Raw genomic sequence first — 26,164 nt, forward strand, 5'->3', positions numbered from 1 at the left:
GTGGGCTGATTATCGAACTGAACGTCACGAGACAGTCACTCGATGCAATGGGTCGGATGGGGCGCGTCGGGCGTCAGCGGCCCCTCAGCGCGGTGAGCGCCCCGACCGGATCCGTGTCGGGCATACCCCGCGGCCACCAGTCCTCGGTGCCAGGGTCCGACTCATAGCCGTACCACAAGCCGTCCTGTCCCAGACGCAGTTGGAGCGAGGTGGTGGAGAGCCGGTTGCGACGCGGCCGGAAGGACGGGCCGTCGGGGAAACCGGCGGCGATCAGTGCGGGACGGGCCCGGTCGAACGGTCCGGCAGGAGGGTCCCATTCCTCCTCAAGGGCGGCGAGACCCGCGAGACCGCCCTGGCGCCATGCCGCCACGGCACGGGCCAGCTCCGTCGGCGTGCGGTCGGCGGAGCCGGCCAGCGCGGTGTAGAGCGCCCGGGTGGAGGCGGTGAGCCCGGAGCCGGGATGGGCGGCGGCCAACCGGACCGCGTCCTGCCAGGGAGTGAGTCCGGCCAGCGGATCCCGCCCGGTGCGCAGGGTGGTGTGGGCACGGGCCGCGGCCTCGGTGGCGAGCAGGTCGAGCGCCAGTGGGTCGGGAGCGCCGGCGGCCTCCGGATACACGGGCGGCCGCCCGGGGCGCGGGGGTACCGGCAGCGGGTCCGGCAGCGCCGGGCGGCCGCGATCCGCGAGGGCGGCCGCTGCCTGCACGGTCGCAAGCGACGGTGACGTCGCCGGCACCTCGGCACCGGCGCGTCCCGTCCCGGCGGTCTGCCGGGGGGCGGCACGCTCAGCGGCGACGCGCTGGGCCGCGGCTCGCTCGGCCGCCGAACGCGCCGCGTTGCGCCGGGTCAGCTCCGCCAGCACTTCCTGTTCGCCGCGTCCGCGCATCAGGAACAGCACGAACGGATCCTCGTCCAGGATCCTGGCGGTCTGGTAGCAGAGCGCGGCGGCGTGCTTGCAGGGCAACCCGTCATCGGGGCAGGAGCAGTCGGGGATCAGATCGCCCGGGGCGGGCAGCAGTTCGGCGGCATCCGCGAGAGCGTACGGCACGTCCTTGTCGAGCAGCGCGGCGATGTGCTCGGGCCTGGCCGCCGCGGCGCCCAGGAGCCGCTCCCAGTCCTCGTCGGTGAGGGTGCGCAGCCTGATGTCCGTACGGTACGGGCGGGGGCGGGAGCCATGGACGTAGGCGGTGACCCTGCCCGGCGTCACGGTGATCGCGTCGACGTGGCCCCGGCCCGCGTACGACCGGCCGCGGGCGAGGCGCGCCGAGTCGAGCGCGGTGTCCTCCAGGGCGTCCACCCATGCGTTGCCCCACCAGGAGGCGGCGGATGGCTCGTCTCCTGGGCGTGGGGCGAGCCGCGGGAACGTGCGCCGGCGGTCGTCGGCTCTGCGCGGGGAGTCCCTGCGGGCGGACCGGCGGGGGGCGGTCATGACGGCCTCCGCAGCGATACGAGATCGGCCAGCTCCCGGTCGCTGAGCTCGGTCAGCGCCGCCTCACCGGAACCGAGCACCGCGTCCGCCAGCGCCCGCTTGGACAGCAGCAACTCCGCGATGCGGTCCTCCACGGTCCCTTCGGCGATCAGCCGGTGTACCTGCACGGGCTGGGTCTGGCCGATGCGGTAGGCACGGTCGGTGGCCTGGTCCTCCACCGCGGGGTTCCACCAGCGGTCGTAGTGGATGACATGCCCGGCCCTGGTCAGGTTGAGCCCGGTGCCAGCGGCCTTCAGGGAGAGCAGGAACACGGGCGCCCCGCCCGACTGGAAGCGGTCCACCATCCGCTCCCGCTCGGGCACCGGGGTGCCCCCGTGGAGCAGTTGTGAGGTGACCCCCCTCGTTTCAAGGTGCCGGGAGATCAGCCGGGCCATCGAGACGTACTGGGTGAAGACCAGTGCCGAACCGTCCTCGGCCAGGATCGTGTCGAGCAGTTCGTCGAGCAGGGCGAGCTTCCCCGAGCGGGCGGCGAGCCGGGCGCCGTCCTCCTTCAGGTACTGCGCCGGATGGTTGCAGATCTGCTTCAGCGAGGTGAGCAGCTGCATGATCAGTCCACGGCGCGCCATGCCGTCGGCGCACTCGATCCCGACCATGGCCTCGCGCACGACGGCTTCGTAGAGCGATGCCTGTTCCCGCGTCAGCGGCACGGGGTGGTCGGACTCGGTCTTGGGCGGCAACTCGGGCACGATGCCGGGGTCCGACTTCCTGCGGCGCAGCAGGAAGGGCCGGACCAGGCGGGCGAGCCGCTCGACGGCCGGTTCGTTCCCCGCGTTCTCGGCGTGCTGCTCGTTCTCGACGGCGCGGGCGTGGCGGGCGCGGAATGCCTTGAGCGGTCCGAGCAGTCCCGGTGTCGTCCAGTCGAGTAGAGCCCAGAGCTCGGACAGGTTGTTCTCCACGGGCGTGCCGGTGAGGGCGATCCTGGCCGGGGCGGGAATGGTGCGCAGGGCCTTGGCGGTGGCGGAGAACGGGTTCTTGATGTGCTGTGCCTCGTCGGCGACGACCATGCCCCAGGTCTGGGCGGCGAGCTCGGCGGCGCTGCTGCGCATCGTGCCGTAGGTGGTCAGGACGAAGCCGGGACGGTCGGCTTCGGCGCGGTCGCCCCGGACGGCCTCCAGGGTGCGCTCGGCACCGTGGAAGCGGAGCACCCGCACCCCGGGGGCGAAACGGGCGATCTCCCGCTGCCAGTTGCCCAGCAGGGATGCCGGGCAGACGACGAGGGTCGGTGCCGTGCGGGCGCCGTGCCCGGTGCCGCCCGCCGCGGCGCGGTGCAGATGGAGCGCGATGACCGTGACCGTCTTGCCGAGTCCCATGTCGTCGGCGAGGCAGCCGCCGAGCCCGAGTGAGGTCATCAGGCCCAGCCAGCCGAGCCCGCGGAGTTGGTAGTCGCGCAGGGTCGCGGTGAGCCCGGGTGGCGGCGCGGGTACGGCCGGGCCCTCGACCAGCCGGTCGCGGAGCGCGGCGAGGGCTCCTTCGGGCACGGCATCGACGGTCTCCCCGTCCACCTCGGCGCTGCCGGTGAGTGCCACCGCCAGCGCGTCCACCGGTCCCAGCAGCCCCAGCTCTCGCTTGCGTGCCTTGCGTACGAGATCGGGGTCGACCACGACCCACTGGTCGCGCAGCCGCACGATCGGCCGGTGGGACTCGGCGAGCGCGTCCATCTCCCGCGCGGTCAGCGGGTCGCCGCCCAGCGCCAGTTGCCAGTGGAACGCGAGCAGTTGCCCGCTGTCGAAGAACGGCGTGCCATCGGTGGCCGAGCCCGGCGCAGGTGACCGGACCACGGCGGTGGCGGCGAGGGTCCTGGCGAGCTCTCTGGGCCAGTGCACGGTTACGCCGGCCGCGCCGAGCCGCTCCGCGGCCACACCCAGCAGCTCGTACAGCTCGTCCTCGCCGAGCGGGAGGACATCGGGGACCTCGCGCTCCAGGAGACGCGCGAGCGGGTGCCACACCCGGGCGGCGCGGCGCAGCGCGAGCACCGCGTCGATCCGCGCGCGGGGCCCGAAGTGATCGTCACCGTCGCCCGCCCAGAGCCGCGCGGCGTCGAGTACCAGGGTCGGATCGGCGAGGCTGTGCACCTGGACGAGCACGGCGGCGGCCTGCCGCGCGGAGCCGTCCCCGTTCCGCTCGTCCCCGCCCGGCCCGTCCTCGTCGGTCCCGTCCTCGTCGGCGCGGTCGAACAGCTCGTACGCCGACAGATCCAGCCGCAGTGAGATCCGCACGCCTGCGTCCATGCCCGCGGCGGCCTCTGCGGCCCAGGCGCGGGCGTCCGGCAGCCGCTGTGGAGCCATCGCGGCGAACGGCCGCCCCACGGCGTACTCGGCCGCCGGGGTGCGGGGAAGCGTGTCGGCGACCGCGTCCAGGAACGACCTGACCAGCGCTTCGGGCTCGGGCAGCCGCAGCGGACGCAGTCCGGGCACCGGGGTGGCATGAGCCTCGAAGGGCATCGCGGCGGCGATGCCGCGTAGATGGGCGATGTCGTCGGCGTCGAGCGGACCGGCCCGCCAGGCGTCCTGGTCCTCCACGGTCAGTCCGGGCAGCAGCCGGCCGCGCGCGACGAGCCCGAGGGCGTGCAGGGCTGCGGCTCCCCAGCAGACGGTGGCGGGGTGTGCCGCGGCGTCGTGCCGCGCGCGGGCGAGCAGGGGCAGGGCGTCGGCGAGGGGCAGCAGCACGGCCGGGACGACCTGGCGACGTGCCCCGCTGCCGTGCCGCCGGACCACCGTCAGCTCGGTGTGCTCCCCCGCCGAACCGGGCGCGGCAGACGGCTGCTGACCATCCGGGCTCCAGAAGGCGACGCGCCCTTCGCGCGGCAGCGCGGCAGGGACGAACACCGCGGCGCTGGTGTGCAGCGCCGTCCGCTCCTGCGGCGTCTGCGTCTGCGTCAACGGCGTACGGGTACGCGACGGATGCGGCATACGCGGGGCACCTCCCCCTCCGGTGGCGGATGCTCGGAGTCCTTCGTGACCTTCGGCTCGGTGCCCCGGTGCCTTCGGGTCTCCTCGGGAGTCCGGGCCTTCGAAGCCGTCCGTACCTCGAGCCACGACCATACGGGTGGGGTCTGACATTGCTCCTTGAGGGGGCCGGGACCGCGTCGGCACCGGCACTCGAGCGGAGTCACGCCGTGCGGCGGCCCTCCGTGGCGTCCTCATCGGACGTCGGCACCCCGGCCGCGTCGGGCAGCGGCAGGTCCAGGCCGAGGCTCGTGACCCCGCCCGGTTCCAGCCCTTCGATGGCGGCGGGCGCCTGCGGATCGGCCGCATCGTCCAGCGCTGCGGGCTCCCGCGCGCTCACGGGCTCCGCATGAGCCGCGGGCTCCGGATGATGCGCACCGTGCTCCAGGAAGCGCAGCAGCTCCACCGGGATGGGAAGCACCAGCGTGGAGTTCTTCTCGGCGGCGACGGCCATCACCGTCTGCAGCAGCCGCAACTGGAGCGCCGACGGCGCGTCAGCCATCTGATGCGCCGCCTCGGCCAGCTTCTTCGACGCTTGGAGTTCCGCGTCGGCGTTGATGACCCGGGCCCGGCGCTCCCGGTCCGCCTCGGCCTGCCGGGCCATCGAGCGCTTCATCGTCTCCGGGAGCGACACGTCCTTGATCTCCACCCGGTCGACGCTCACGCCCCACCCGAGGGCCGGGCTGTCGATCATGAGCTCCAGTCCCTGGTTGAGCTTCTCCCGGTTGGACAGGAGGTCGTCCAGTTCGCTCTTGCCGATGATCGAGCGCAGCGAGGTCTGGGCCATCTGCGAGACGGCGAAACGGTAGTCCTCGACGCTGACGATGGCGTCGGCGGCGTCCACCACCTTGAAGTAGACGACGGCGTCGACCCGCACCGTGACGTTGTCCCTGGTGATGCCCTCCTGAGCGGGCACGGGCATGGTCACGATCTGCATGTTCACCTTACGCAGGCGGTCGACCAGCGGAACGATCATCGTCAGTCCGGGTTCGCGGACACGGTCCCGCAACCGTCCGAGGCGGAACACCACGCCCCGCTCGTACTGCTTGATGACCCGGGCCGCGGCCACACCGTAGACCACGAGGGCCGAACCAGCCGCCACACCGGCCACCACCAGGTCTTCGACCATCTCGGCACCCCCTGCCGTCCACACCGGTCCCCGCTTCAACGGTATTCCCCCCACGACCGCGGGGCGAGCGTCCGCATCCGCCCGGGTCCCCTGTGCGGCTGTCTCTGACGTGCCCGCCGGGTCGATCTCCGGCAACGTGGCGATCACAAGCGATCACGAACAAGACGAGTGGGCTCCCAGACGACAGACGAGGACCAGCCATGCCCCACCTCAGGCGTCCCGCCATCGCGGCCGGGACACTGCTTCTGACCCTCGCCGTCGCGGGCTGTTCCGGCCTCGGCCGGACCGCGGTCGGCACCGTCATCTACGAGACCGAGGACAAGCGCGTCGTCACGGTGTCCAACCCCGTCGTGACCGGCTGCTTCCCGTTCATCCCGAAGGGCGCGCACCGGGTGGAGAACGCGACGCTGGTGGACATCTTCCTGTACCGGAAGCCCAACTGCCAGGGGCCCGAGTCCGGGTACATCGGGACCACGCTGTTCGACAACATCGCACCGGGGACGACGCCCTGGCTGAGCTACAGCTTCGTGCACTGAGGCGCACCAAACCTCAGCGCGGATCCGTCGCGATGCCGCCCGCGCCCCGTCGCGCGCAGGGCCCATGGGTTCGACCCGTATCCACCCAGGGCGGTCATATTCGCGGGAATTCGGGTAGACACTGGAGTGGAAGAGGCGATATGCCATGCGCACCGGGAGTGAGCCCGCGACCGCACGCAGTCCCCTGCGGTTGCGATTCTGGCTGAGTGTCTGGGGCCTGTTGTGGGCGGTCGCCGGCACCGCTCTGTTCAGCCTGAACGACAGAGCCGGCTGGGCGATAGCCTGCGCGGTGCTTATCGTGATCATCTCCGCGGACTTGATGATGGTGGTGCACCGACTCCACCAGGGACCGCACTACCAGCCGGGCCCGGACATCCCGCCCTACGAACCGGACCGGGGCGACAGCAGCCCCCGGGACTGACGGTCAGTCGTCGAAGCGGGCCGCCTCCAGGTACTCGGGCTTGGGGTCGAGCGCCGCGGCCAGCCTGAAGTGCCTCCGGGCAAGCTCGGGTCGACCCGCGCGCTGGTAGGTGCGGGCCAACGCGAAGTGCGCGAACGCATTGTCCGGCTCCCGCTCCAGTACGATCTCGAACTCCAGCTCCGCTGGGCGCAGTTGCGCGGCGGCGAAGAAGGCGCGGGCGCGCAGCAGCCGCGCGGCGGTGTTCTCGGGATGGGCCGCGATCACTGAGTCGAGCAGCTTCACCGCACCCCGAGGATCCCGGGCCGCCAGCAGGTGCTCGGCGGCGCGGAAGTCGATGACGTGGGTCTCCGGGTTTGTGTCGGGCACTCTCGCATCCTTCCCCTTGCCCCAGGCGATTCAACATGCCCGTGGGTGTCCCTCGGGTACGCCCCCGCGTGGTCCCCCCACCGCGCTATCCGGCTGCCGCGCGCTCGGTGAGGGCCGCCCAGACCTCCCGTACGCGCCGCGCCAGTGACTCCAGGGGCCCGTCGTTGTCGATGACCAGATCGGCGATGGCTCGCCGCTGTTCCCGGGTGGCCTGTGCGGCCATGCGTGCCCGGGCGTCGGCCTCGGTCATGCCGCGCAGCCGCACCAGTCGGTCGAGCTGGGTGTCTTCGGACGCCTCCACCACCACGACCATGTCGTACAGCGGGGCGAGGTGGTTCTCGGTGAGCAGGGGGACGTCGTGGATGACGATGGTGTCCGGCCCCGCCGCGGCTTCGAGCTCGGCGGACCTGGCTCCGACCAGAGGGTGGACGATCGCGTTCAACGCGGCCAGCCGGTCGGCGTCGGCGAACACGATCGACCCGAGCCTCGGGCGGTCCAGTGTGCCGTCGGCGGCCAGGATCTCCGGGCCGAAGGTCTCGACGATCGCCGCAAGCCCGGGCGTACCGGGCTCCACGACCTCACGCGCGATCCTGTCCGCGTCGACGAGGATCGCCCCGTACGACACCAGAAGCCGCGACACTTCGCTCTTGCCGGCGCCGATTCCGCCGGTCAGACCCACCTTCAGCATGAGCGGAAGCTTAGGGGTCCGGTCCGCGCGGCTACGCGTCGCCCTCCCGCTCGGCCAGGAACCGCTCGAACTCGCGGCCGATCTCGTCCGCTGACGGGAGGTCCACCGGTTCGGCGACCAGACTGCCGCGCGTCTCTGCTCCGGCGATCGCGTCGTACTGGTGCTCCAGCCCCCGTACCAGCGTCACCAGTTCCTCGTCGCCTTCCCCGATCTGCCGCTCGATCGCGGTCTGGGTGCGCTGCGCCTCCGCGCGCAGCGTGTGCGCCACGCTCGGGAGCACCAGGCCCGTCGCGGCGGTGATGGCCTCGACAGCGGTGAGCGCCGCATCGGGATAGGCGGAACGGGCGACGTAGTGCGGTACGTGCGCGGCGATCCCGAGGACGTCGTGGCCCCACTCCATCAGCCGGTACTCGACCAGTGCTTCCGCGCTGCCCGGCACCTGTGCCTCGTCGAAGGGGCTGAGGTGCCCGGGGGTGAGGTCGACTCGGTTGCCGTGGGGTGTGAGACCGACGGGGCGAGTGTGCGGCACACCCATGGGGATGCCATGGAAGTTCACCGAGAGCCGTACTCCGAGGCGCTCCACGATCTGCCGGACCGCGGCGGCGAACCGCTCCCACTCGACATCGGGCTCGGGACCGGAGAGCAGCAGGAACGGGGCGCCCGTGGCGTCCTGGACCAACCGGACCTCCAGCGCGGGTGCCTCGAAGCCCGCCCAGCGGTCGCGCCGGAAGGTGAGCAGCGGCCGCCGGGCGCGGTAGTCCACGAGCCGGTCGTGGTCGAAGCGGGCCACCACCTGGTGCGGCAGCGAGCCCAGCAGCGAACCCACGATCTGCTCGCCGGCCTCCCCCGCATCGATGTAGCCGTCGAAGTGGTACAGCATCACCAGCCCTGACGACTCCTGCGCCAGCGCCATGTCGACCACCGCGAGCCCCTTGGGATCCCACGCGTACAAACCCTGCGGATCAAGCACCACCGTCAACGCCCCTCTTCCGATTGCCCTTGCCAACACCACGGACGGGGCGGTCATTCCCGGGGCATGGGACGCGGTGCGGCCGGTGGCACGCACGCCGACGCAGTGGGTCGGCTCCACGGCAACCACCGTGCCGTGACGTCTTCGTACCACCCGCCACGGTCGCGTACCCGGTGGGCCACGATGGCGCGGGCACAAAGCCGAAGGCCCGCCCCGGAAAGGGGCGGGCCTCGGTGGTGCTATCGCCTGGCGGCTAGCGTCCGGCTGTGAGCCTCATCAGCTCTGGCCGCCGGCCAGCTTCTCGCGAAGCGCGGCCAGGGCCTCGTCCGACGCCAAGGCGCCGGAGTTGTCGTCCGACTCCGAGGAGTAGGAACCACCCTGCGGCGCGGCGGCCGGAGCGGCGGCGCCACCCTCGGCAGCAGCGGCCTCGTCGGCCTCGCGGGACTTGATGACCTGCGCCTGGTGCTGCTCGAAGCGCTGCTGCGCCTCGGCGTACTGGCGCTCCCACTCCTCGCGCTGCTTCTCGAAACCGTCGAGCCAGTCGTTGGTCTCGGGGTCGAAGCCCTCGGGGTAGATGTAGTTGCCCTGGTCGTCGTAGGACGCGGCCATGCCGTACAGGGTCGGGTCGAACTCGACCGACGCCGGGTCGGCACCGAAGGACTCGTTGGCCTGCTTGAGGGACAGCGAGATCCGGCGACGCTCCAGGTCGATGTCGATGACCTTGACGAAGATCTCGTCGTTGACCTGGACGACCTGCTCCGGGATCTCCACGTGGCGCTCGGCCAGCTCGGAGATGTGGACCAGGCCCTCGATGCCCTCGTCCACACGGACGAACGCACCGAACGGAACCAGCTTGGTGACCTTGCCCGGGACGACCTGACCGATCTGGTGCGTACGGGCGAACTGCTGCCACGGGTCTTCCTGCGTCGCCTTCAGCGACAGGGAGACACGCTCGCGGTCCATGTCGACGTCGAGGACCTCGACGGTGACTTCCTGGCCGACCTCGACAACCTCGGACGGGTGGTCGATGTGCTTCCAGGACAGCTCGGAGACGTGGACCAGACCGTCGACGCCACCCAGGTCCACGAAGGCACCGAAGTTGACGATCGAGGAGACGACGCCGGAGCGGACCTGACCCTTCTGGAGGGTGGTGAGGAACGTCTGGCGGACCTCGGACTGGGTCTGCTCCAGCCAGGCACGGCGGGACAGGACCACGTTGTTGCGGTTCTTGTCCAGCTCGATGATCTTGGCCTCGAGCTCCTTGCCGACGTACGGCTGGAGGTCGCGGACACGGCGCATCTCGACCAGGGAGGCCGGGAGGAAGCCGCGGAGGCCGATGTCGAGGATGAGACCACCCTTGACGACCTCGATGACGGTACCGGTGACGATGCCGTCCTCTTCCTTGATCTTCTCGATGGTGCCCCAGGCGCGCTCGTACTGGGCGCGCTTCTTCGAGAGGATCAGGCGGCCTTCCTTGTCCTCCTTCTGGAGAACCAGGGCCTCGATCTCGTCGCCGACCTTGACGACCTCGTTCGGGTCGACGTCGTGCTTGATCGAGAGCTCGCGGCTCGGGATGACACCTTCGGTCTTGTAACCGATGTCGAGCAGGACCTCGTCCCGGTCGACCTTCACGATGACGCCGTCGACGATGTCGCCGTCGTTGAAGTACTTGATCGTCTCGTCGATCGCGGCGAGGAAGGCTTCCTCGTTACCGATGTCGTTGACCGCAACCTGCGGGGTGGTGGCGGTGGTCTCGGTGCTGCTCGTCATGTGGGAAAGGGCTCCGGTACGGACATTGAAGTCGTAGGCACTGCTACGCCGTGAGCCCGTATCGCAGCTGAAGAAGCCGGACAGCCTAGGAAGCGCCAACCCGTAGGGAATGGCGCCTCGACAACCGAGGGGACATACAACAGATGCGAGCGCGGCCTGCTCCGTCTGAGGCGCGCAAGCCCGCAGCGCAACCTTTAGCATAAGGGCGCAGCAGGGCATGGTCAATGCGCGAACGGCACCACCAGGGGTGGAACAACCCATACCCGGCACAACTAAGGTTTGCCGAGGCCACGATGACCCGCGCCGCAGTCGCCACGCGACACGATCACCGTCCGCGACCGTCGCCGTGCCGCGCAGGACTCAAGCAACGTACAACGACGGGCGAGATGATCCAAGAGGACGAACACGAGTACGAACCGCAGGCCGTACGGCGCACCGCCGGAGACGCGGAGAGCAGCCGGGCCAGCCGAGGCTGGTGGGACCGGAACGCGGACGAGTACCAGATGGAGCACGGGTCGTTCCTGGGCGACGATCGGTTCGTCTGGGGCCCGGAGGGGCTCGACGAAGCCGAGGCGAGGCTGCTCGGCCCAGCCGGATCACTGAAGGGCCTGGACGTACTGGAGATCGGCGCGGGTGCGGCCCAGTGCTCGCGCTGGCTGGCGGCGCAGGGCGCGCGCCCGGTGGCACTGGACCTCTCGCACCGGCAGCTCCAGCACGCACTGCTGATCGGAGTCGGCTTCCCCCTGGTGGAGGCCGACGCGGGAGCGCTGCCCTTCGCCGACGGCTCCTTCGGGCTGGTGTGCTCGGCATACGGGGCGGTGCCGTTCGTCGCGGACGCGGTACAGGTGTTCCGCGAGATCCACCGCGTGCTGCGGCCCGGTGGGCGCTGGGTCTTCTCGGTGACCCATCCGGTCCGCTGGGCCTTCCCGGACGAACCTGGCCCGGAGGGCCTGAGTGTGGCCGCCTCGTACTTCGACCGCACCCCCTACGTCGAACAGGACGAGCAAGGCCGCGCCGTCTATGTGGAGCACCACCGCACGGTCGGAGACTGGGTGCGCGCGCTGGTCGCCGGGGGCTTCCGGCTGCTGGACCTGGTGGAGCCGGAGTGGCCGGAGTGGAACGGTCAGGAATGGGGCGGCTGGTCTCCGCTGCGCGGGCATCTGATCCCCGGTACGGCGGTCTTCGTCTGCGAGCGGGACGGGCGTGCACGGCGCGCGGACGAGCGCGGAGAGCCGGCGGCGTGAGCCACGAGGAGGCACTGGCGCGACTGCCCGTACGAACCGCGCTGCCCGCGCTTGAGCACGCTCTGGACACGCACGGCGCGGCGGTGCTCTGCGCACCGCCCGGGACGGGCAAGACGACCTTCGTACCGCTGGCTCTGGCCGGGCTGCTCCAGGACGGTGCGGGCCGGGGCGGTGCGGGCCGCGTCCTGGTCGCCGAGCCCCGCCGGATCGCGGCACGGGCCGCGGCGCGCCGCATGGCGTGGCTGCTCGGCGAGCGTGTCGGTGATCGGGTCGGTTTCACGGTGCGCGGCGAACGTGTCGTCGGTCCTGGCACCTCCGTCGAGGTGGTCACCACCGGTGTGCTGCTCCAGCGGCTCCAGCGGGACCAGGAACTCCCCGGGGTCGACACGGTGATCCTGGACGAATGCCATGAGCGGCATCTGGACGCGGACACCGCGGCGGCCTTCCTGCTCGATGTACGCGCGGCCCTGCGCCCCGAACTGCGCCTCGTGGCGGCGTCGGCGACCACGGACGCCGCCGGGTGGGCGCGGCTGCTCGGCGACGCGCCTGTGGTGGCGGCCGAGGGAGCCGCCCACCAGGTGGAGGTGGTCTGGGCTCCCCCCACCGGGCCGGTGCGCCCGCCGCACGGGATGCGGGTGGATCCGGCGCTGCTGGCGCATGTGGCGTCGGTGGTGCGCGGGGCGCTGCCCCGCCACGCCGGTGACGTGCTCTGCTTTCTGCCCGGTGCCGGGGAGCTCGCGCGGGTGGCCGGGCTGCTGTCGGATGTGGATGCCGAGGTGCTCCAAGTGCACGGACGGGCTCCGGCAGCGGTGCAGGACGCGGTGCTGTCGCCGTCACCGGGGCGGAGGCGCCGGGTGGTGCTGGCCACAGCGGTGGCGGAGTCCTCGCTGACCGTGCCGGGGGTGCGGGTGGTGGTGGATTCGGGGCTCGCGCGCGAGCCGCGGGTGGACCACGCCCGGGGCATCGGCTCCCTGACCACCGTGCGGGCCTCGCAGGCGGCGGCCCGTCAGCGGGCGGGGCGTGCCGGGCGTGAGGCGCCCGGCACCGTCTACCGCTGCTGGTCCGAGGCGGATGACGTCCGGCTGCCCCGGTTCCCGGCGCCTGAGATCCAGCTCACGGATCTGACCTCGTTCGCCCTCCAGGCGGCTTGCTGGGGTGACCCTTCGGCTTCCGGGCTCGCGCTGCTCGACGCACCACCCGAGGGCGCAATGGCCGCCGCCCGCGCGGTGCTCGCGGCGATCGGCGCGGTGGACGCGTCGGGACGGGCCACGGACCGGGGCGCGCGGCTGGCGCGGGTGGGGGTCCATCCCCGGCTGGCCCGCGCACTGGTGGACGGGGCCGCCGATGTGGGTACCCGGCGTGCGGCCGAAGTGGTGGCGCTGCTGAGCGAGGAGCCTCCCCGGGACTACGGGGACGATCTCGCCGCCGCGTGGCGCACCGCCCGGCGCGGGGGTGACGCGTACGGGGCGCGTTGGCGGGCGGAGGCCGGGCGGCTGGCGCGTGCGATCGGCGAGCGGTCTCCCGGGGACGCGCCCGCGGTGAGGCCGGGCGCCGAGAGTCCCTCCGGGGCGGCCCCCGTCACGGACGACACCGCCGCCGGGTTCGTCACGGCGCTCGCTTTTCCCGAACGGGTCGCACGGGCCCGCGGGGAGCAGGCGTTCCTGATGGCCTCAGGGACGGGCGCGGAGGTCGGGGACGGTTCGGGGCTGCGTGGTGCGCCCTGGCTCGCGGTGGCCGTCGCGGACCGACCCGCGCACGCCGCGTCGGCGCGAGTCCGGCTCGCCGCCGTCATCGACGAGGAAACGGCCCGTACCGCCGCCGCACATCTGCTCACCGACGGCGAGGAGGTGCACTGGGAGGACGGTGGCCTGGTGGCCCGGCAGGTGCTGCGGCTGGGTGCGGTCGAGTTGCTCGTGCGGCCGCTGAGGGAACCGGCGCCGGAGCTCGTGCGGGACGCGCTGCTGGCGGGCCTGCGGAGGGAGGGCCTCGGGCTGCTGGCCTGGTCCCGGGACGCGGTGGCGCTCAGGCAGCGGCTCGCGTTCCTGCACCGGGCGATCGGGGCGCCGTGGCCCCCGGTGGCCGATGACGGCACTCTGCTGGACCGGGCGGACGAGTGGCTGGAGCCTGAACTGTCGCGTGCCCGCCGACGCGCCGATCTGGGGCGTATCGACGCCGGGCAGGCGCTCCGGAGGCTGCTGCCGTGGGCGAGCGGTGACGCCGCACGGCTGGACGAGTTCGCACCCGAGCGGATCGAGGTGCCGAGCGGATCGCGGATCCGGGTCGACTACTCGGCTGAGCAGCCGGTGCTCGCCGTGAAACTCCAGGAGTTGTTCGGGCTGTCGGAGACGCCGGTCGTCGCAGGGGTACCGGTGCTGGTGCACCTGCTGTCGCCCGCCGGCCGGCCGGCCGCCGTCACGGCCGACCTCGCGTCGTTCTGGCGCGATGGCTACCGGGCCGTGCGCGCGGAGCTCCGCGGCCGGTATCCGAGGCACCCGTGGCCCGATGACCCGTCCACTGCGGAACCGACCCGCGGGGTCAAGCGCTGACGGTTTCGCGGTCGGACCGCAGCGGGGGCCCGCCTTCCGGACGGCGTGAGCGCGCCTCAAGCCAGAGGGAGAGTCCGAGCAGCAGGAGCGCCAGGGCCGTGCAGCCCCACGGCAGATGGGAGACCAGCAGCAGCACGGTCGCGCGGTTGGCCGTGACCAGTTCCACCGTGTGGTCCAGGTAGTCCTCACGGATCTTCACATGCCCCGAGAACGCCGTGACCTTGTCCCGGCCGCCCAGCAGCGTGCCGCCGCGCAGTTCCTCGGTGTGGATCTCCTCGCCGTTGACGGGGGCGCCGGTGACCGGCTCGATCCAGAACATCCGCTTGGTGGTGTACCAGCGTGTGGTGCCCGTCTGCTTCTCCAGTGTGGTGGCGTCGATGCCGGGGAGCGGCATCTTCCTGGGGTACGGGACCTTGGTCCAGGGGATGGTCTGCTCGAAGTAGTAGACCTCAAGGCCGCGGAAGGTGCGGGTGCCCTTGTAGTGGATGGGCGCCGAGGTGCGTGTCTGGGCGTCGAAGTACTCGTAGTCCCGCTTCTCGGTGAGGAAGGGCCACTTGAACTCGATGCCCTCGCGGCGCACCGCGTCGCCGTCGACCGATTCCCCGGTGGCGTGCACGGGGACCTGGGTGTGGGCGTCGAATACGTAGCGCTCGGGGATCTGCGAGACCATCGCGCCGTCGGGCCCCTGCACGTGGGACAGCGCGTCCCAGACGACGACATCGCGTCCGGCGTCCCGTTCGATCTTCTCGGACTCCTCGACGTTGCCCTTGAGGGTCTGCACGATGGTGACCTTGTCGACCTGCTCCGCCTCCATGGTGTCGTAACTGAGCAGTGTCGCCGGCGCCGCCTCCAGCACCATCTCCTGGTACTGCGAGGGCGGGATCTTCACCAGCCTCGGGAAGGCATACCAGCGCAACACGGGCGCCAGCGCACCGAAGAACACGGCGAGGGCGAGCAGGACCAGGCTGGCGCGGCGACGCACGGCGGCGGCTCCTTCCGTCTACTGCTTGGGGCCGGGGACGGTGGTCAGGAGCGGTTTGGGGGACGTCTCCCCCGGCGGTACGTCGAGGACTGCGATGATCAGCATGACGAGCAGCACCGCGGCCAGCCCGACGGCGGCGGCGACGAGGGCGCGCATGGCCGTCCTCCCGGTCTTATCTGATGCAGCGTCAGAAACGCCGACGTTCCGGGCACCGTAGCAACGCGGCCGTGAGAAGAGAACAGCTCGCACCGCACGACAACGCCCACCGCCCCTACGCCGGGGTGCGGCGCAGGGGTGGTGGGCGGATGTGGGTAACGGTGCGGGGGTACGGAGCCGGGGCTCAGTCCCGCGGTCCGGCTGTCACGACCGGTTCGGTGCCACCGACCGGATCCGTGCTGTCGGCCGGTCCGGTGCCGTCGGCCGGTTCCGCGTCGACGACCGGTTCCGCGTCGACGACCGGCGCAGGAGTGACGTTCAGCTCGAGGGTGAGCGACCCGCCGCCCTCCGTCGTGAGGCGCAGCAGGAACGTGCCATCGGCGTCGTCCGTGTAGATCTCCGGAAGGACGAGCAGGCCCTTGTCGTCGGTCTTCAGCTCGGTGAGTCCGCGAAGGGGCTCGCCATCGGCGTCCTTGAAGTAGGGGCCCTCGGTGTTCTCGGCGGGGTCGTCAGCGTCAGCGATCATGGTGGCGGTCACGGCCACACGGCCGGCGATCGCCCCCTTGAGCGTGGCCTTGACCTCGATCTCCTCGGCGAACTCCGCACCGGCTCCGGCCGTCAACTCCTTGTCGCCGACCCGCTCCAGCTTGTCGGCCTGCCGACCGGTGACGGACGCGACGTAGTCGACGCCGGGCAGATCGCGGCCGTTGACGGTGGCGCGGACGGTGAAGTCCCCGGTCTTCTCACCGGCGGTCAGGGCCGGCGCGATGGCGACACCGTCGTCCCCGGTGGCGACCAGGACCTTCGTACGTCCTTTGGTGAAGCGTGCGTCGGTGTCACCGATGATCTCGAAGGCGATCTCGGCCTTGCCGACCGCCGCTCCGCCCCGGTTCTTCGCACGAGCCTTGACCCGCTCGCCGAACACCTCGCCCGCCGTGGCCGCGAGCGTACCGCTGACCGCGCTCTCGATGCGGGCGACGCTCTCGCCCGGCGCCGGGGTCGTCGTGCCGTCGCCGGGCTCCGGCTTCGACGGTGTGCTGGGCTTGGCCGGGGTGACGGGCTTGGCCGGTTCGGCCGGGGGCTTCCCGGCACCCGGCTTGACGGGCGTCTTGCCGGCATCGGGCTTGGTGGGTGCCGGGGCAGGGACGCTCGCGGCAGGGCTCGGGGTGACAGTGGTGTCGTCGTCGCTGCGGTCGACCGGGAGCACGCCCGTGCCGTCCGGGACCTCATGGGTGCCGCGGTTGTAGAACCCGAACCAGGAGAGCACCGTGTTCAGGTACTCCCGCGAGTGGTTGTAGCTGAGGATCGCCCGTTCCAGGCCGGCCGACTGAGAAAGATCCCGGCCGTCGGCGCACAGGTACTTCCCCGCGGCGAGCGCGGCGTCGTAGATGTTGTTCGGGTCCTTGGTGCCGTCGCCGTTGCCGTCCTGGCCCCAGCCGGCCCAGGTGGACGGGATGAACTGCATCGGGCCGACCGCCCGGTCGTGGGTGCGGTCGCCGTCGTACGCGCCGTCGTCGGTGTCCGAGATGTCGGCGAAGCCGACACCGTTCAGCACCGGGCCGAGGATCGGTGTGGTCGTGGTGCCGTCGGCGCCCACCCGGCCGCCGCTCGCATGCCCGGACTCCACCTTGCCGATCGCGGCGAGCAGTTGCCAGGGCAGCCGGCAGGCGGGGTCGGCGGATGCCAGAGCGGCTTCGGCCCGCTTGTAGGCGTCGAGCACGGTGGCCGGAATACCGGCTTCGGCCGGACCGGTCGCCACGGGGGTCTGCGGGGTCGCGCCTGGCTTGTTCGGCGTGTTGAGCGGCGGCAGATCCGTGTAGTAGGGGGAGTCACCCGTGGCCGTGCTCGCGGGTGGGGTACCCGTCCCCGCCGAGTTGCCTTCGGTGCCCGCCGCGGCGGGCGCGACCCCCGGAGCCTGCGACGCCGAGAGCGCGGCGACCGCGGCCGCGGCCACCGCCGTGCTGGTCGCTCCCTTGCGCAGCCGGCGGCCGAATTGCGCTGCCATACGTGTGTTTCCTCCCCGTCGGCGGACCTTCGCGCTCCCCGCGCGCCACGAAGACCCTACGGCAACCCGGAACCCCGAAACACCGGATACCCGGCCGCTCTCGCGGGTTGTTCGCCCTCGACCATCCGGACCGAAGGGATCGATATGAGGATGCACCTGTTCGCAGGACGAACGATCAACATCGCGCATACTGGTGTCGCGTCAGGCGAGGTTCGCCCCGTCGCGACGCCCCGAGAGCTTCGCCTGGGAGACGCTCCCAGGACGGCGGCTCGCGGCGTTGCCGAATCAACCGGGTAGGCCCACTACGAGGTCGATCCGGCGCCGGGAGGGCCTGGGAAGACCCCGTCCCCTCGGCCCGGGAGAGCCTGGGAAGACCCCGCCCCCTCGGCCCGGGAGGGCCTGGGAAGACCCCGCCCCCTCGGCCCGGGAGGGCCTGGGGAGACCCCATGTACCGGACGCCGTTCCTTCACGTGCAAACCTTGACTGACGCGGCACTGGGCGACATTCGCCGGGTGACACTTACCGGGCCACATCATCCGCAAATCGGCCTGACTTGGGGGTATCGCATGCCGTTCACACTCAGCCACGCGGCAGCGGTGCTGCCAGGCATCAGGAGAGACGGCTCGACGCGTGGCCCGCTGCTGGCATCCGCCCTGATCGCGGGATCGTTCGCGCCCGACATGACGTACTTCGTGGCGAGTCTGCACCCCGACGCGATGCTCTTCGGGGATGTGACCCACAGCATCAAGGGCGTGCTGACGGTCGATGTGGTGATCACCGCGGCACTGGTAGGGCTGTGGGTCCTGGTACGCGATCCTCTGGTGGCGTTGCTGCCGCACGGCCGGCAGGGACGGGTGCACGCGCTGCTGTGCGGGCCCACGCGGGTGCGGCGGTCGCCTGCCGCACGGATGTTCGTCTTCTATGTCTCGGCCGTGCTCGGCGCGGCGACCCATGTGGTGTGGGACTCCTTCACCCACTTCGACCGCTGGGGTGTGCGGGCGGCGCCCGTGCTGAGCGAACCGGTCGCCGGCTTTCCCCTCTATCTGTACACGCAGTACGGCAGTTCGGCGGTGGCGCTGGTGGTCATCGCCTGGTTCACCGTATCGGCGCTGCGCAGGGTGCCGGTACGGCTGCCGGTACCCGCCGGGCTGCCGGTGCTCGGCAGCGGGGAACGGTTGACGGCCGGGATGCTGATCACGGTGTGCGTGCTCGCCGCAACGGCGCACCGCTGTCTGCGCTTCTACTGGTACTGGGGCCGGATCGACACGCTCATGGACATCATCCCGACCGCCTGCTTCGGCGCGGGCGCGGGGCTGGTGGCGGGGATCGTGCTCTACGCGCTGGCGGTACGGCTCCGTCCTTGCCGGGCAGTGCCGGCCGATGCCCCCGAGAAGGCTCGCGCGGACGGCGCGGGCGTGAGCTGAGCCGTGTCACGGTGCCTGGGCCCGCTGAGGCACCGCGGGTGCCGGGCAGGTCGGTGGCCTGCCCGGCACCCACGGATGTGCGGACTCAGTGCGCCGCCGACTCCCAGTCCGGGCCGACGCCCACGGATACATCCAGCGGTGCCCGCAGTTCAACCGCGGTCGACATCTCGTGGCGCACGATCTCCTCGACCCGCGCACGCTCGCCGGGAGCGAGCTCAAGCACAATTTCGTCGTGGACCTGGAGCAGCATGCGCGAGCCGAGGCCCGCTGCCCGCAGTGCCGTGTCGACGCGCACCATGGCCAGCTTGACGATGTCCGCCGCCGTGCCCTGGATCGGCGCGTTCAGCGCCATCCGCTCGGCGGCTTCGCGGCGCTGGCGGTTGTCGCTGTTCAGGTCGGGCAGGTAGCGGCGGCGGCCCAGCATCGTGGCCGTGTAGCCGGTGGCGCGGGCCTCGTCCACGACCCGGCGGAGATAGTCGCGGACCCCGCCGAAGCGCTCGAAGTAGGTGTCCATCAGCGCCCGTGCCTCGGCCGCCTCGATGTTCAGCTGCTGGGACAGGCCGAACGCCGAGAGTCCGTACGCCAGCCCGTAGGACATCGCCTTGATCTTGCGGCGCATCTCCGCGTCGACCGCCGCCCGCTCGACCCCGAACACCTGGGAGGCGACCGTGGTGTGCAGGTCCTCGCCCGAGGTGAACGCCTCGATCAGGTCCTCGTCCTCCGACAGATGGGCCATCACCCGCAGCTCGATCTGGCTGTAGTCGGCGGTCATCAGGGCCTCGAAGCCCTCACCGACCACGAACCCGCGCCGGATCGCCCGGCCCTCGTCGGTGCGCACCGGCACGTTCTGGAGATTGGGGTCGGTGGACGAGAGCCGTCCGGTGGCCGCCACGGTCTGGCTGAAGGTGGTGTGGATCCGGTCGTCCGCGGCGATGGTCTTGATCAGGCCCTCGACGGTGGAACGCAGCCGCGCCTGCTCTCGGTGGCGCAGCATGATCACCGGCAGCTCGTGCTCGGTCTGGGAGGCCAGCCATGCCAGCGCGTCCGCGTCCGTGGTGTAGCCGGTCTTGGTCTTCTTGGTCTTGGGCAGGTTCAGCTCACCGAACAGGACCTCCTGGAGCTGCTTGGGCGAGCCGAGGTTGAACTCATGGCCGACCGCGGCGTGCGCCTCCTTGACGGCCTGCTGCACGGCTCCGGCGAACTGCTGCTCCATCGCCTCCAGATGCGGCCGGTCGGCGGCGATGCCATACCGCTCCATCCGGGCCAACAGCAGCGACGTCGGCAGCTCCACGTCATGGAGCAGCTCTGCCGCACCCACTTCGGCCAGCTTCCCACGAAAGGCCTCGCCCAGGTCGAGCACGGCCCGGGCCTGCGCCATCAGGGCGTCCGCCTCAGCCTGCTCGTCGGCGCCGAAGGCGAGTTGGCCGTCGGCGGCAGCCGGGGCGAGCTCGCGGTGCAGATACTCCACGGACAGGGTGTCCAGCGCGAAGGAGCGGCGGCCCGGCTTGACGAGATAGGCGGCGAGCGCGGTGTCCATGGTCACGCCCCGGAGGTCCCAGCCGTGCTCGGGGAAGACCCGCAGCGCCTCCTTGGCACTGTGCATCACCTTCGGGCGGTCCGGGTCGGAGATCCAGGCGGCGAAGGCGCGCTCGTCGGCCTCGTCCAGCTTGGTGGTGTCGAACCAGGCGGCGCTGCCGGTGGCGGCGGCCAAGGCGATCTCGCTGACGCTGCCCACGCCCAGGGCCCAGCTCGCGACCGTGGCCACCCCGAGCGGCTGCTCGCCGTGGGTCTCCAGCCAGGGTGCCAGCTCACCGGCGCCCAGCACGCTGCCGTCGAGCTCCACCCCGGCGGCCGGGGCCGGGGCCTCGTCCTCCTCCGCGCCCGGGTCGACCGCGAGCAGGCGCTCCCGCAGGCTCGGGTTGCGGATCTCCAGGACCTCCAGGAAGCCCTTCAGCGCCGACCGGTCGTAAGGGGCGCGCTCCAGGTCGGCGACGGACTTCGGCAGCTCGACGTCGCGGACCATCTCGGTCAGCCGGCGGTTGAGCCTGACGGCGTCCAGATGGTCGCGGAGGGACTGGCCCACCTTGCCCTTGACCTCGTCCACCCGCTCCGCCAGCTCCGCGAACGAGCCGAACTGGTTGATCCACTTCGCGGCGGTCTTCTCACCGACCCCGGGGATGCCCGGCAGGTTGTCCGACGGGTCGCCGCGCAGAGCGGCGAAGTCCGGGTACTGCCGCGGGGAGAGCCCGTACTTCTCCTGGACCTTCTCCGGGGTGAAGCGAGTGAGCTCGGAGACCCCCTTGGTCGGGTAGAGCACCGTCACATGGTCGGTGACCAGCTGGAACGAGTCCCGGTCACCGGTGACGATCAGCACTTCGAACCCGGCTGCCTCGGCCTGGGTGGCGAGGGTGGCGATGATGTCGTCGGCCTCGAAGCCGTCCACGGCGAAGCGCACCGCGTTCATGGTGTCGAGCAGCTCGCCGATCAGCTCGACCTGCCCCTTGAACTCGTCCGGGGTCTTGGAGCGATTCGCCTTGTACTCGGGGAAGTCCTCGGAACGCCAGGTCTTCCGGGACACGTCGAAGGCGACGGCGAAATGCGTGGGCGCCTCGTCGCGCAGGGTGTTCGCCAGCATCGACGCGAAGCCGTAGATGGCGTTGGTCGTCTGGCCGCTCGCCGTGGTGAAGTTCTCCGCGGGCAGCGCGAAGAACGCCCGGTACGCCAGGGAGTGCCCGTCCATGAGGAGCAGGCGCGGGCGGGTTTCTTCTGGGGTCTTCTTCGATGCTGTCTCTGCCACGAACACGATCCTCCCACGGAGCACTGACAACGCTTCCCGCGACGGCCGGCGGGGCCGCACGGGACAGGGCCATGCCGGCGGAGTCCGGAACCGGACCCGGCCCGGGCCCCGGGAACGGCAGGGGTGCCGGGCCCGGCCGGGGCCACGCACACGGCAGGCCAAGGCCGACCGGGTGGCTGACGCCGCCACGTGACAGGATCTATAGCGGAGAAGACTCATTTCGCGCTCGAGGAGGAGCACGATGGCCAGCAAGCCGCCCTCCGGCGACCCGGTCCAGGACGCACCCCAGGTGGGGGAGCCCCAGCACTCCGCGGCCGGGCTGCCTGCCATCGGGCACACGCTGAGGATGGCGCAACGGCAGATGGGACTGGCTCGCACCGCCAGGACCCTGCTCAAGGTGAACCAGAAGGACGGCTTCGACTGCCCTGGCTGTGCCTGGCCCGAGGCCGACAAGCGGCACGCTGCGGAGTTCTGCGAGAACGGCGCGAAAGCGGTGGCGGAGGAGGCGACGCTGCGCCGGGTGACTCCCGCGTTCTTCGCCGCGCACCCGGTGTCCGCGCTGGAGCGGCGCAGCGGGTACTGGCTGGGGCAGCAGGGCCGCATCACCGAGCCCGTGTATCTGCCCGAGGGCGCGGACCACTACGAGCCGGTGCCCTGGGAGCGGGCTTTCGCGATCATCGCCGATGAGCTGCGGGCCCTCACGTCCCCGGACGAGGCGCTGTTCTACACCTCAGGCCGCACCAGCAACGAGGCGGCCTTCCTGCTCCAACTGTTCGCCCGCGAGTTCGGCACGAACAATCTGCCGGACTGCTCCAACATGTGCCATGAGTCGTCCGGCTCGGCGCTGACCGAGACTCTGGGCGTCGGCAAAGGCAGCGTGTCGCTGGAGGATCTCCACCAGGCCGATCTGATCATCGTCGCGGGCCAGAACCCGGGGACGAACCACCCGCGGATGCTGTCCGCGCTGGAGAAGGCCAAGGAGTCCGGAGCGCGGATCATCTCGGTGAACCCGCTGCCGGAAGCCGGTATGGAGCGGTTCAAGAACCCTCAGACACCGAAGGGGCTGCTGAAGGGCGTCGCGCTGAACGATCTGTTCCTGCAGATACGGATCGGCGGCGACCAGGCGCTGTTCCGTCTGCTCAACCGGCTGATCCTGGAGACCGACGGCGCGGTCGACGAGGCGTTCGTACGAGAGCACACGCACGGTTTCGATGAGTTCGCCGCCGCGGCCCGGGCCACCGACTGGGACGAGACACTCGCCGCGACCGGTCTGGAGCGCTCCGGGATCGAGCAGGCGCTGCGCATGGTGCTGGAGTCCGAGCGCACCATCGTCTGCTGGGCGATGGGGCTGACGCAGCACAAGCACTCCGTGGCCACCATCCGCGAGCTGGTCAACTTCCTGCTGCTGCGCGGGAACGTCGGCCGGCCGGGTGCGGGCGTCTGCCCGGTGCGCGGGCACTCCAATGTGCAGGGCGACCGCACGATGGGCATCTTCGAGCGGCCGCCGACCGCGTTCCTCGACGCCCTGGAGAAGGAGTTCGGCTTCGCACCGCCGCGGCACCACGGCATGGACGTCGTGCGCTCCATCCGGGCACTGCGCGAAGGTGCGGCCAAGGTGTTCTTCGCGATGGGTGGAAACTTCGTCGGAGCGGCCCCTGACACGGAGGTCACAGAGGCGGCGATGCGGCGCGCCCGGCTGACGGTGCACGTGTCGACGAAGCTCAACCGCTCGCATGTGGTCACGGGCAGGCGGGCGCTGATCCTGCCCACCCTCGGCCGCACCGACAAGGACGTGCAGCGCAGCGGGAGGCAGTTCGTCACCGTGGAGGACTCCATGGGCATGGTGCACGCCTCACGGGGCAATCTGCCGCCGGCGAGCGAGCACCTGCTGTCGGAGCCGGCGATCGTGGCGCGGCTCGCACGTGCCGTGCTCGGCCAGGAGTCGCGGACCCCGTGGGAGGACTTCGAACAGGACTACGCGGGGATCCGCGACCGGATCGCCCGGGTGGTCCCCGGTTTCGAGGACTTCAACCGGCGGATCGCCCGTCCGGGCGGTTTCACCCTGCCGCACGCGCCGAGGGACGAGCGCCGTTTCCCCACCGCCACGGGCAAGGCCAACTTCACGGCGGCGCCCGTCGAGTACCCCCGGCTTCCCGAAGGCCGGCTGCTGCTCCAGACCCTGCGCTCGCACGATCAGTACAACACCACGATCTACGGCCTCGACGACCGCTACCGGGGCATCAGGGGCGGTCGGCGCGTCGTGCTCGTGCACCCGGCCGACGCCCGTGCGCTGGGCTTCGACGACGGCGCGTATGTCGATCTGGTGAGCGAGTGGAAGGACGGTGTCGAGCGCAGGGCCCCGGGGTTCCGGGTGGTGCACTACCCCACCGCGCGGGGCTGCGCCGCCGCGTACTACCCGGAGACCAACGTCCTGGTGCCGCTGGACTCCACCGCGGACACCAGCAACACCCCCGCGAGCAAGTCCGTGGTGGTCCGTCTGGAACAATCACCAACCGTCTAGGTCCCTGTCCGGGCGATCGTCTCGGGCCCGCGACGCTCCCCCGGAGTTCCGCCTGGGAGGTACCCCCGGCCACGGCGCTCCCCTGGCTTCGCCGGGAGGTGCCCCCCTCGCGGCGATGTCGAAGTCGCCCGAGTACGCCTCGTGCGAGGACGATCTCCCCCTGGCTCCGCCGAGGGAGCCCCCACCGTCTTGCGATGCACCGCATCTGACGCCGCGGGCCGATCCTCAGGGATCGCCCGGACAGGGACCTGGTTGCTCAGGCGGCTGAAGGCAGCCGCAGGCATACGTACCAGTGGACGAAGTGACGGACGTCGGACCATCCCGGCGCCATACGCAGAAGAACGGAGCCGGGCCCATGGGCGAGCAGACCACCGTGAAGTTCCCGCAGGAAGTCATCGACGAGTACGCGGCGCTCGGCGTCGACCTGCCCGCCCTCTTCTCGGCGGGGCATCTCGGCAACCGCATGGGCGTCCGGATCGTCGAGGCCTCCGCGGAGCGTGTGGTGGGCACCATGCCGGTGGAGGGCAACACCCAGCCGTACGGGCTGCTGCACGGAGGCGCGTCCGCCGTGCTGGCCGAGACCCTCGGTTCGGTGGGCACCATGCTGCACGGCGGCATCTCCAAGATCGCGGTCGGTGTGGATCTGAACTGCACCCACCATCGGGGCGTGCGCTCGGGGCTGGTCACCGGAGTGGCCACTCCGGTGCACCGGGGTCGCTCCACCGCCACCTACGAGATCGTGATCACCGACGAGCAGGACAAGCGGGTCTGCACGGCGCGCCTGACCTGCCTGCTCCGCGACGTCCGCCCCCAGGACGCGGACAACCTCCCCGGAGGCGGCGCCTGAGCCACCCGCCCGAGCGCATCGCGCGCCCGGGCGCCCGCGCACACCCGGGAACCGCCGTTTCACCGCGCGCCCGACGGCAAGGCGCACGAGTCGGCCCTGCGTCGGAACGCCCGTGCACCAGCGGTCCGGCGCGGCACCGGGTGGACAGCGGCAATGGTGCCGGGCCCGACTGCCGGGCCGGTCAGGGGGCCACCGGGAGGCTGATGCCGCTGCCCCCCCGCCCGAACGGACAGCTGTGTCCCTGCCGGGTAGCGCAGGGTGTAGTCGTGGTCGGTCGAGATCAGCACCACTCCCAGCCGGTGCCCCTTCTTGAAGACGTAGTCCTGCGGCTGCATGACCCAATGGAGCCGGTACTCACGCCCCTCGACGACCTCGCTCTGGCGAATCAGGGATCGACGGTTGCGGATGTCGACCCAGCCACGCGAGACGATCTTGAAGTCGGCCGTCTCGGTGCGGTGGACGGTGCGGTACGTGCACCCGGTGGGAGAACACCGGCTGCGTCACGCCATCGGCGATGCCGAGTGCGGGGGCGGTCTCCGCGTGCACACCGGGCGCGGAGAGCACCGCCGACAGGGAGGCGGCGAGAGCCGCCGTCCCCCAGGTGCGGACCTTCCCCGCGAAGCCGGACCGCTTGTCCTTGCCTGTTCGGGTGGCTGTTGCCATCGTGGCTGCCTCCGGGGCCGGGGTTGGTGACGATCGCGCGGACGTGCGGACATATTCCATCGCTCCCGTACCAACCGCACCAGACCGCGCAGGCGCCAACACCTCATTCGCGTACGCCCTCTTGCCCCAGACGCGCCAAGCCGTAGCGTGGAGCCATGGGGCTCTCGGCACACCGTTCACCCCGGACCGCCGCCGGTGCGCATCTGGTGACATGCGTCCTCATGGCCGCGGTCGCCTGTTCGCCCGCGGGCCGGAACGACGCAGGCGCCTCCGGCTCGCCCACCGCCCCGGCCCCGGATACTCCCGTGGAGATCTGCACCGGCCTGGTCACCTACTGGGTGGAGGAGGCACTCAAAGGCAACAAGTGGGCAGGGCTCGACTGGGAGCAGAAGGGCCTGTCGAACGAGCAACTCGAAGTCCACGACGCGGTGTTGGCGGATGCTCGCGCCGAGGAGAAGCGGAATGGCAGGGCAGCGGCGGTGGCATGGCTCAGGCGCGAGGTCAGCACACGGTGCACGGCACGGAACGGCGCAACCGGCAGCTCCGAGAACTGGCGACTTACCCCGTGAGAGGACCGGGAGGCGGTCGACGCCACCGCCGGCTTCCCACACGGGAGCGATCCCGGGAGGGCCGAGGCGGAACCTCGCCGAGAGGGCAGCGGGAGCACT

The 26,164-nt window shown here is 71.3% G+C and carries 21 protein-coding genes; 8 read left to right on the forward strand and 13 right to left on the reverse strand.

Going from position 1 to position 26,164, the window contains the following annotated elements:
* Window positions 1-73: 73 nt before the first annotated feature.
* From V1460_RS26020 to V1460_RS26030, 3 genes are all read right to left on the reverse strand, one after another.
* On the reverse strand, window positions 74-1,426 hold the full coding sequence (locus tag V1460_RS26020) for an SWIM zinc finger family protein (protein ID WP_338676042.1): 1,353 nt from the start codon (window positions 1,424-1,426) through the stop codon (window positions 74-76).
* Window positions 1,423-4,395, reverse strand: coding sequence for a DEAD/DEAH box helicase (locus tag V1460_RS26025; protein WP_338676043.1), 2,973 nt, complete (start codon window positions 4,393-4,395; stop codon window positions 1,423-1,425). The genes V1460_RS26020 and V1460_RS26025 overlap by 4 nt, the downstream gene beginning before the upstream one ends.
* 199 nt (window positions 4,396-4,594) lie before the next feature.
* Entirely contained in the window at window positions 4,595-5,560 is a 966-nt protein-coding gene (locus V1460_RS26030; protein WP_338678202.1) for a slipin family protein, read from the reverse strand.
* A 200-nt stretch (window positions 5,561-5,760) separates the two neighbouring features.
* Here V1460_RS26030 and V1460_RS26035 point away from each other — a divergent pair, with 200 nt between their 5' ends.
* Together V1460_RS26035 and V1460_RS26040 are read left to right on the forward strand one after the other, a co-directional pair.
* Window positions 5,761-6,096 (forward strand): hypothetical protein, encoded by a 336-nt coding sequence (locus V1460_RS26035; RefSeq protein WP_338676044.1) that lies wholly within the window; start codon window positions 5,761-5,763, stop codon window positions 6,094-6,096.
* Between the two features lie 145 nt (window positions 6,097-6,241).
* Window positions 6,242-6,517, forward strand: a complete 276-nt coding sequence (locus tag V1460_RS26040) for a DUF6343 family protein (RefSeq protein ID WP_338676045.1) — start codon at window positions 6,242-6,244, stop codon at window positions 6,515-6,517.
* Window positions 6,518-6,520: 3 nt separating this feature from the next.
* On the opposite strand, the gene V1460_RS26045 is transcribed toward V1460_RS26040, so the two are convergent.
* From V1460_RS26045 to rpsA, 4 genes are all read right to left on the reverse strand, one after another.
* Window positions 6,521-6,883, reverse strand: a complete 363-nt coding sequence (locus V1460_RS26045; protein ID WP_338676046.1) for a tetratricopeptide repeat protein — start codon at window positions 6,881-6,883, stop codon at window positions 6,521-6,523.
* An 85-nt stretch (window positions 6,884-6,968) separates the two neighbouring features.
* Window positions 6,969-7,571 (reverse strand): dephospho-CoA kinase, encoded by a 603-nt coding sequence (gene coaE / locus V1460_RS26050; RefSeq protein ID WP_338676047.1) that lies wholly within the window; start codon window positions 7,569-7,571, stop codon window positions 6,969-6,971.
* A gap of 31 nt (window positions 7,572-7,602) precedes the next feature.
* Complete coding sequence (locus V1460_RS26055; RefSeq protein WP_338678203.1) at window positions 7,603-8,541, reverse strand: PAC2 family protein; 939 nt, start codon at window positions 8,539-8,541, stop codon at window positions 7,603-7,605.
* A gap of 276 nt (window positions 8,542-8,817) precedes the next feature.
* Window positions 8,818-10,311: a 30S ribosomal protein S1 gene (gene rpsA / locus V1460_RS26060; protein ID WP_338676048.1), complete on the reverse strand. Its 1,494-nt coding sequence runs from the start codon at window positions 10,309-10,311 to the stop codon at window positions 8,818-8,820.
* Between the two features lie 386 nt (window positions 10,312-10,697).
* On the opposite strand from rpsA, the gene V1460_RS26065 reads away from it, so the two are divergent.
* Window positions 10,698-11,555: a class I SAM-dependent methyltransferase gene (locus V1460_RS26065; protein ID WP_338676049.1), complete on the forward strand. Its 858-nt coding sequence runs from the start codon at window positions 10,698-10,700 to the stop codon at window positions 11,553-11,555.
* Window positions 11,552-14,101 (forward strand): ATP-dependent helicase HrpB, encoded by a 2,550-nt coding sequence (gene hrpB / locus V1460_RS26070; protein ID WP_338676050.1) that lies wholly within the window; start codon window positions 11,552-11,554, stop codon window positions 14,099-14,101. Before V1460_RS26065 ends, hrpB begins: the two co-directional genes overlap by 4 nt.
* Here hrpB and V1460_RS26075 read toward each other — a convergent pair.
* From V1460_RS26075 to V1460_RS26085, 3 genes are all read right to left on the reverse strand, one after another.
* Window positions 14,091-15,083 carry a DUF3068 domain-containing protein gene (locus tag V1460_RS26075; protein WP_338676051.1) on the reverse strand — a complete coding sequence of 331 codons (993 nt, stop codon included), beginning with the start codon at window positions 15,081-15,083 and terminating at the stop codon, window positions 14,091-14,093. The two genes, hrpB and V1460_RS26075, sit on opposite strands and share 11 nt — an antisense overlap.
* Before the next feature lie 18 nt (window positions 15,084-15,101).
* Entirely contained in the window at window positions 15,102-15,239 is a 138-nt protein-coding gene (locus tag V1460_RS26080) for an SPW_0924 family protein (RefSeq protein WP_338676052.1), read from the reverse strand.
* A gap of 184 nt (window positions 15,240-15,423) precedes the next feature.
* A complete protein-coding gene (locus tag V1460_RS26085) occupies window positions 15,424-17,244 on the reverse strand; it encodes a lytic murein transglycosylase (protein ID WP_338676053.1) in 1,821 nt (606 codons plus the stop codon).
* Window positions 17,245-17,810: 566 nt separating this feature from the next.
* On the opposite strand from V1460_RS26085, the gene V1460_RS26090 reads away from it, so the two are divergent.
* Window positions 17,811-18,668: a DUF4184 family protein gene (locus V1460_RS26090; protein ID WP_338676054.1), complete on the forward strand. Its 858-nt coding sequence runs from the start codon at window positions 17,811-17,813 to the stop codon at window positions 18,666-18,668.
* A gap of 85 nt (window positions 18,669-18,753) precedes the next feature.
* Here V1460_RS26090 and polA read toward each other — a convergent pair whose 3' ends face one another.
* On the reverse strand, window positions 18,754-21,408 hold the full coding sequence (polA, locus tag V1460_RS26095; protein ID WP_338678204.1) for a DNA polymerase I: 2,655 nt from the start codon (window positions 21,406-21,408) through the stop codon (window positions 18,754-18,756).
* Window positions 21,409-21,706: 298 nt separating this feature from the next.
* Here polA and V1460_RS26100 point away from each other — a divergent pair, with 298 nt between their 5' ends.
* Complete coding sequence (locus V1460_RS26100; RefSeq protein ID WP_338676055.1) at window positions 21,707-23,986, forward strand: FdhF/YdeP family oxidoreductase; 2,280 nt, start codon at window positions 21,707-21,709, stop codon at window positions 23,984-23,986.
* A 355-nt stretch (window positions 23,987-24,341) separates the two neighbouring features.
* Complete coding sequence (locus V1460_RS26105; protein ID WP_338676056.1) at window positions 24,342-24,833, forward strand: hotdog fold thioesterase; 492 nt, start codon at window positions 24,342-24,344, stop codon at window positions 24,831-24,833.
* 59 nt (window positions 24,834-24,892) lie between these two features.
* On the opposite strand, the gene V1460_RS26110 is transcribed toward V1460_RS26105, so the two are convergent.
* Window positions 24,893-25,264 (reverse strand): CocE/NonD family hydrolase C-terminal non-catalytic domain-containing protein, encoded by a 372-nt coding sequence (locus tag V1460_RS26110; protein WP_338678205.1) that lies wholly within the window; start codon window positions 25,262-25,264, stop codon window positions 24,893-24,895.
* A complete protein-coding gene (locus V1460_RS26115) occupies window positions 25,188-25,496 on the reverse strand; it encodes a hypothetical protein (protein ID WP_338676057.1) in 309 nt (102 codons plus the stop codon). The genes V1460_RS26110 and V1460_RS26115 overlap by 77 nt, the downstream gene beginning before the upstream one ends.
* Before the next feature lie 155 nt (window positions 25,497-25,651).
* Between V1460_RS26115 and V1460_RS26120 the strand changes: the two genes are divergently transcribed.
* Entirely contained in the window at window positions 25,652-26,065 is a 414-nt protein-coding gene (locus V1460_RS26120; RefSeq protein WP_338676058.1) for a hypothetical protein, read from the forward strand.
* Window positions 26,066-26,164: the final 99 nt, after the last annotated feature.

It is taken from the genome of Streptomyces sp. SCSIO 30461 (assembly GCF_037023745.1).
Taxonomy (GTDB): domain Bacteria; phylum Actinomycetota; class Actinomycetes; order Streptomycetales; family Streptomycetaceae; genus Streptomyces.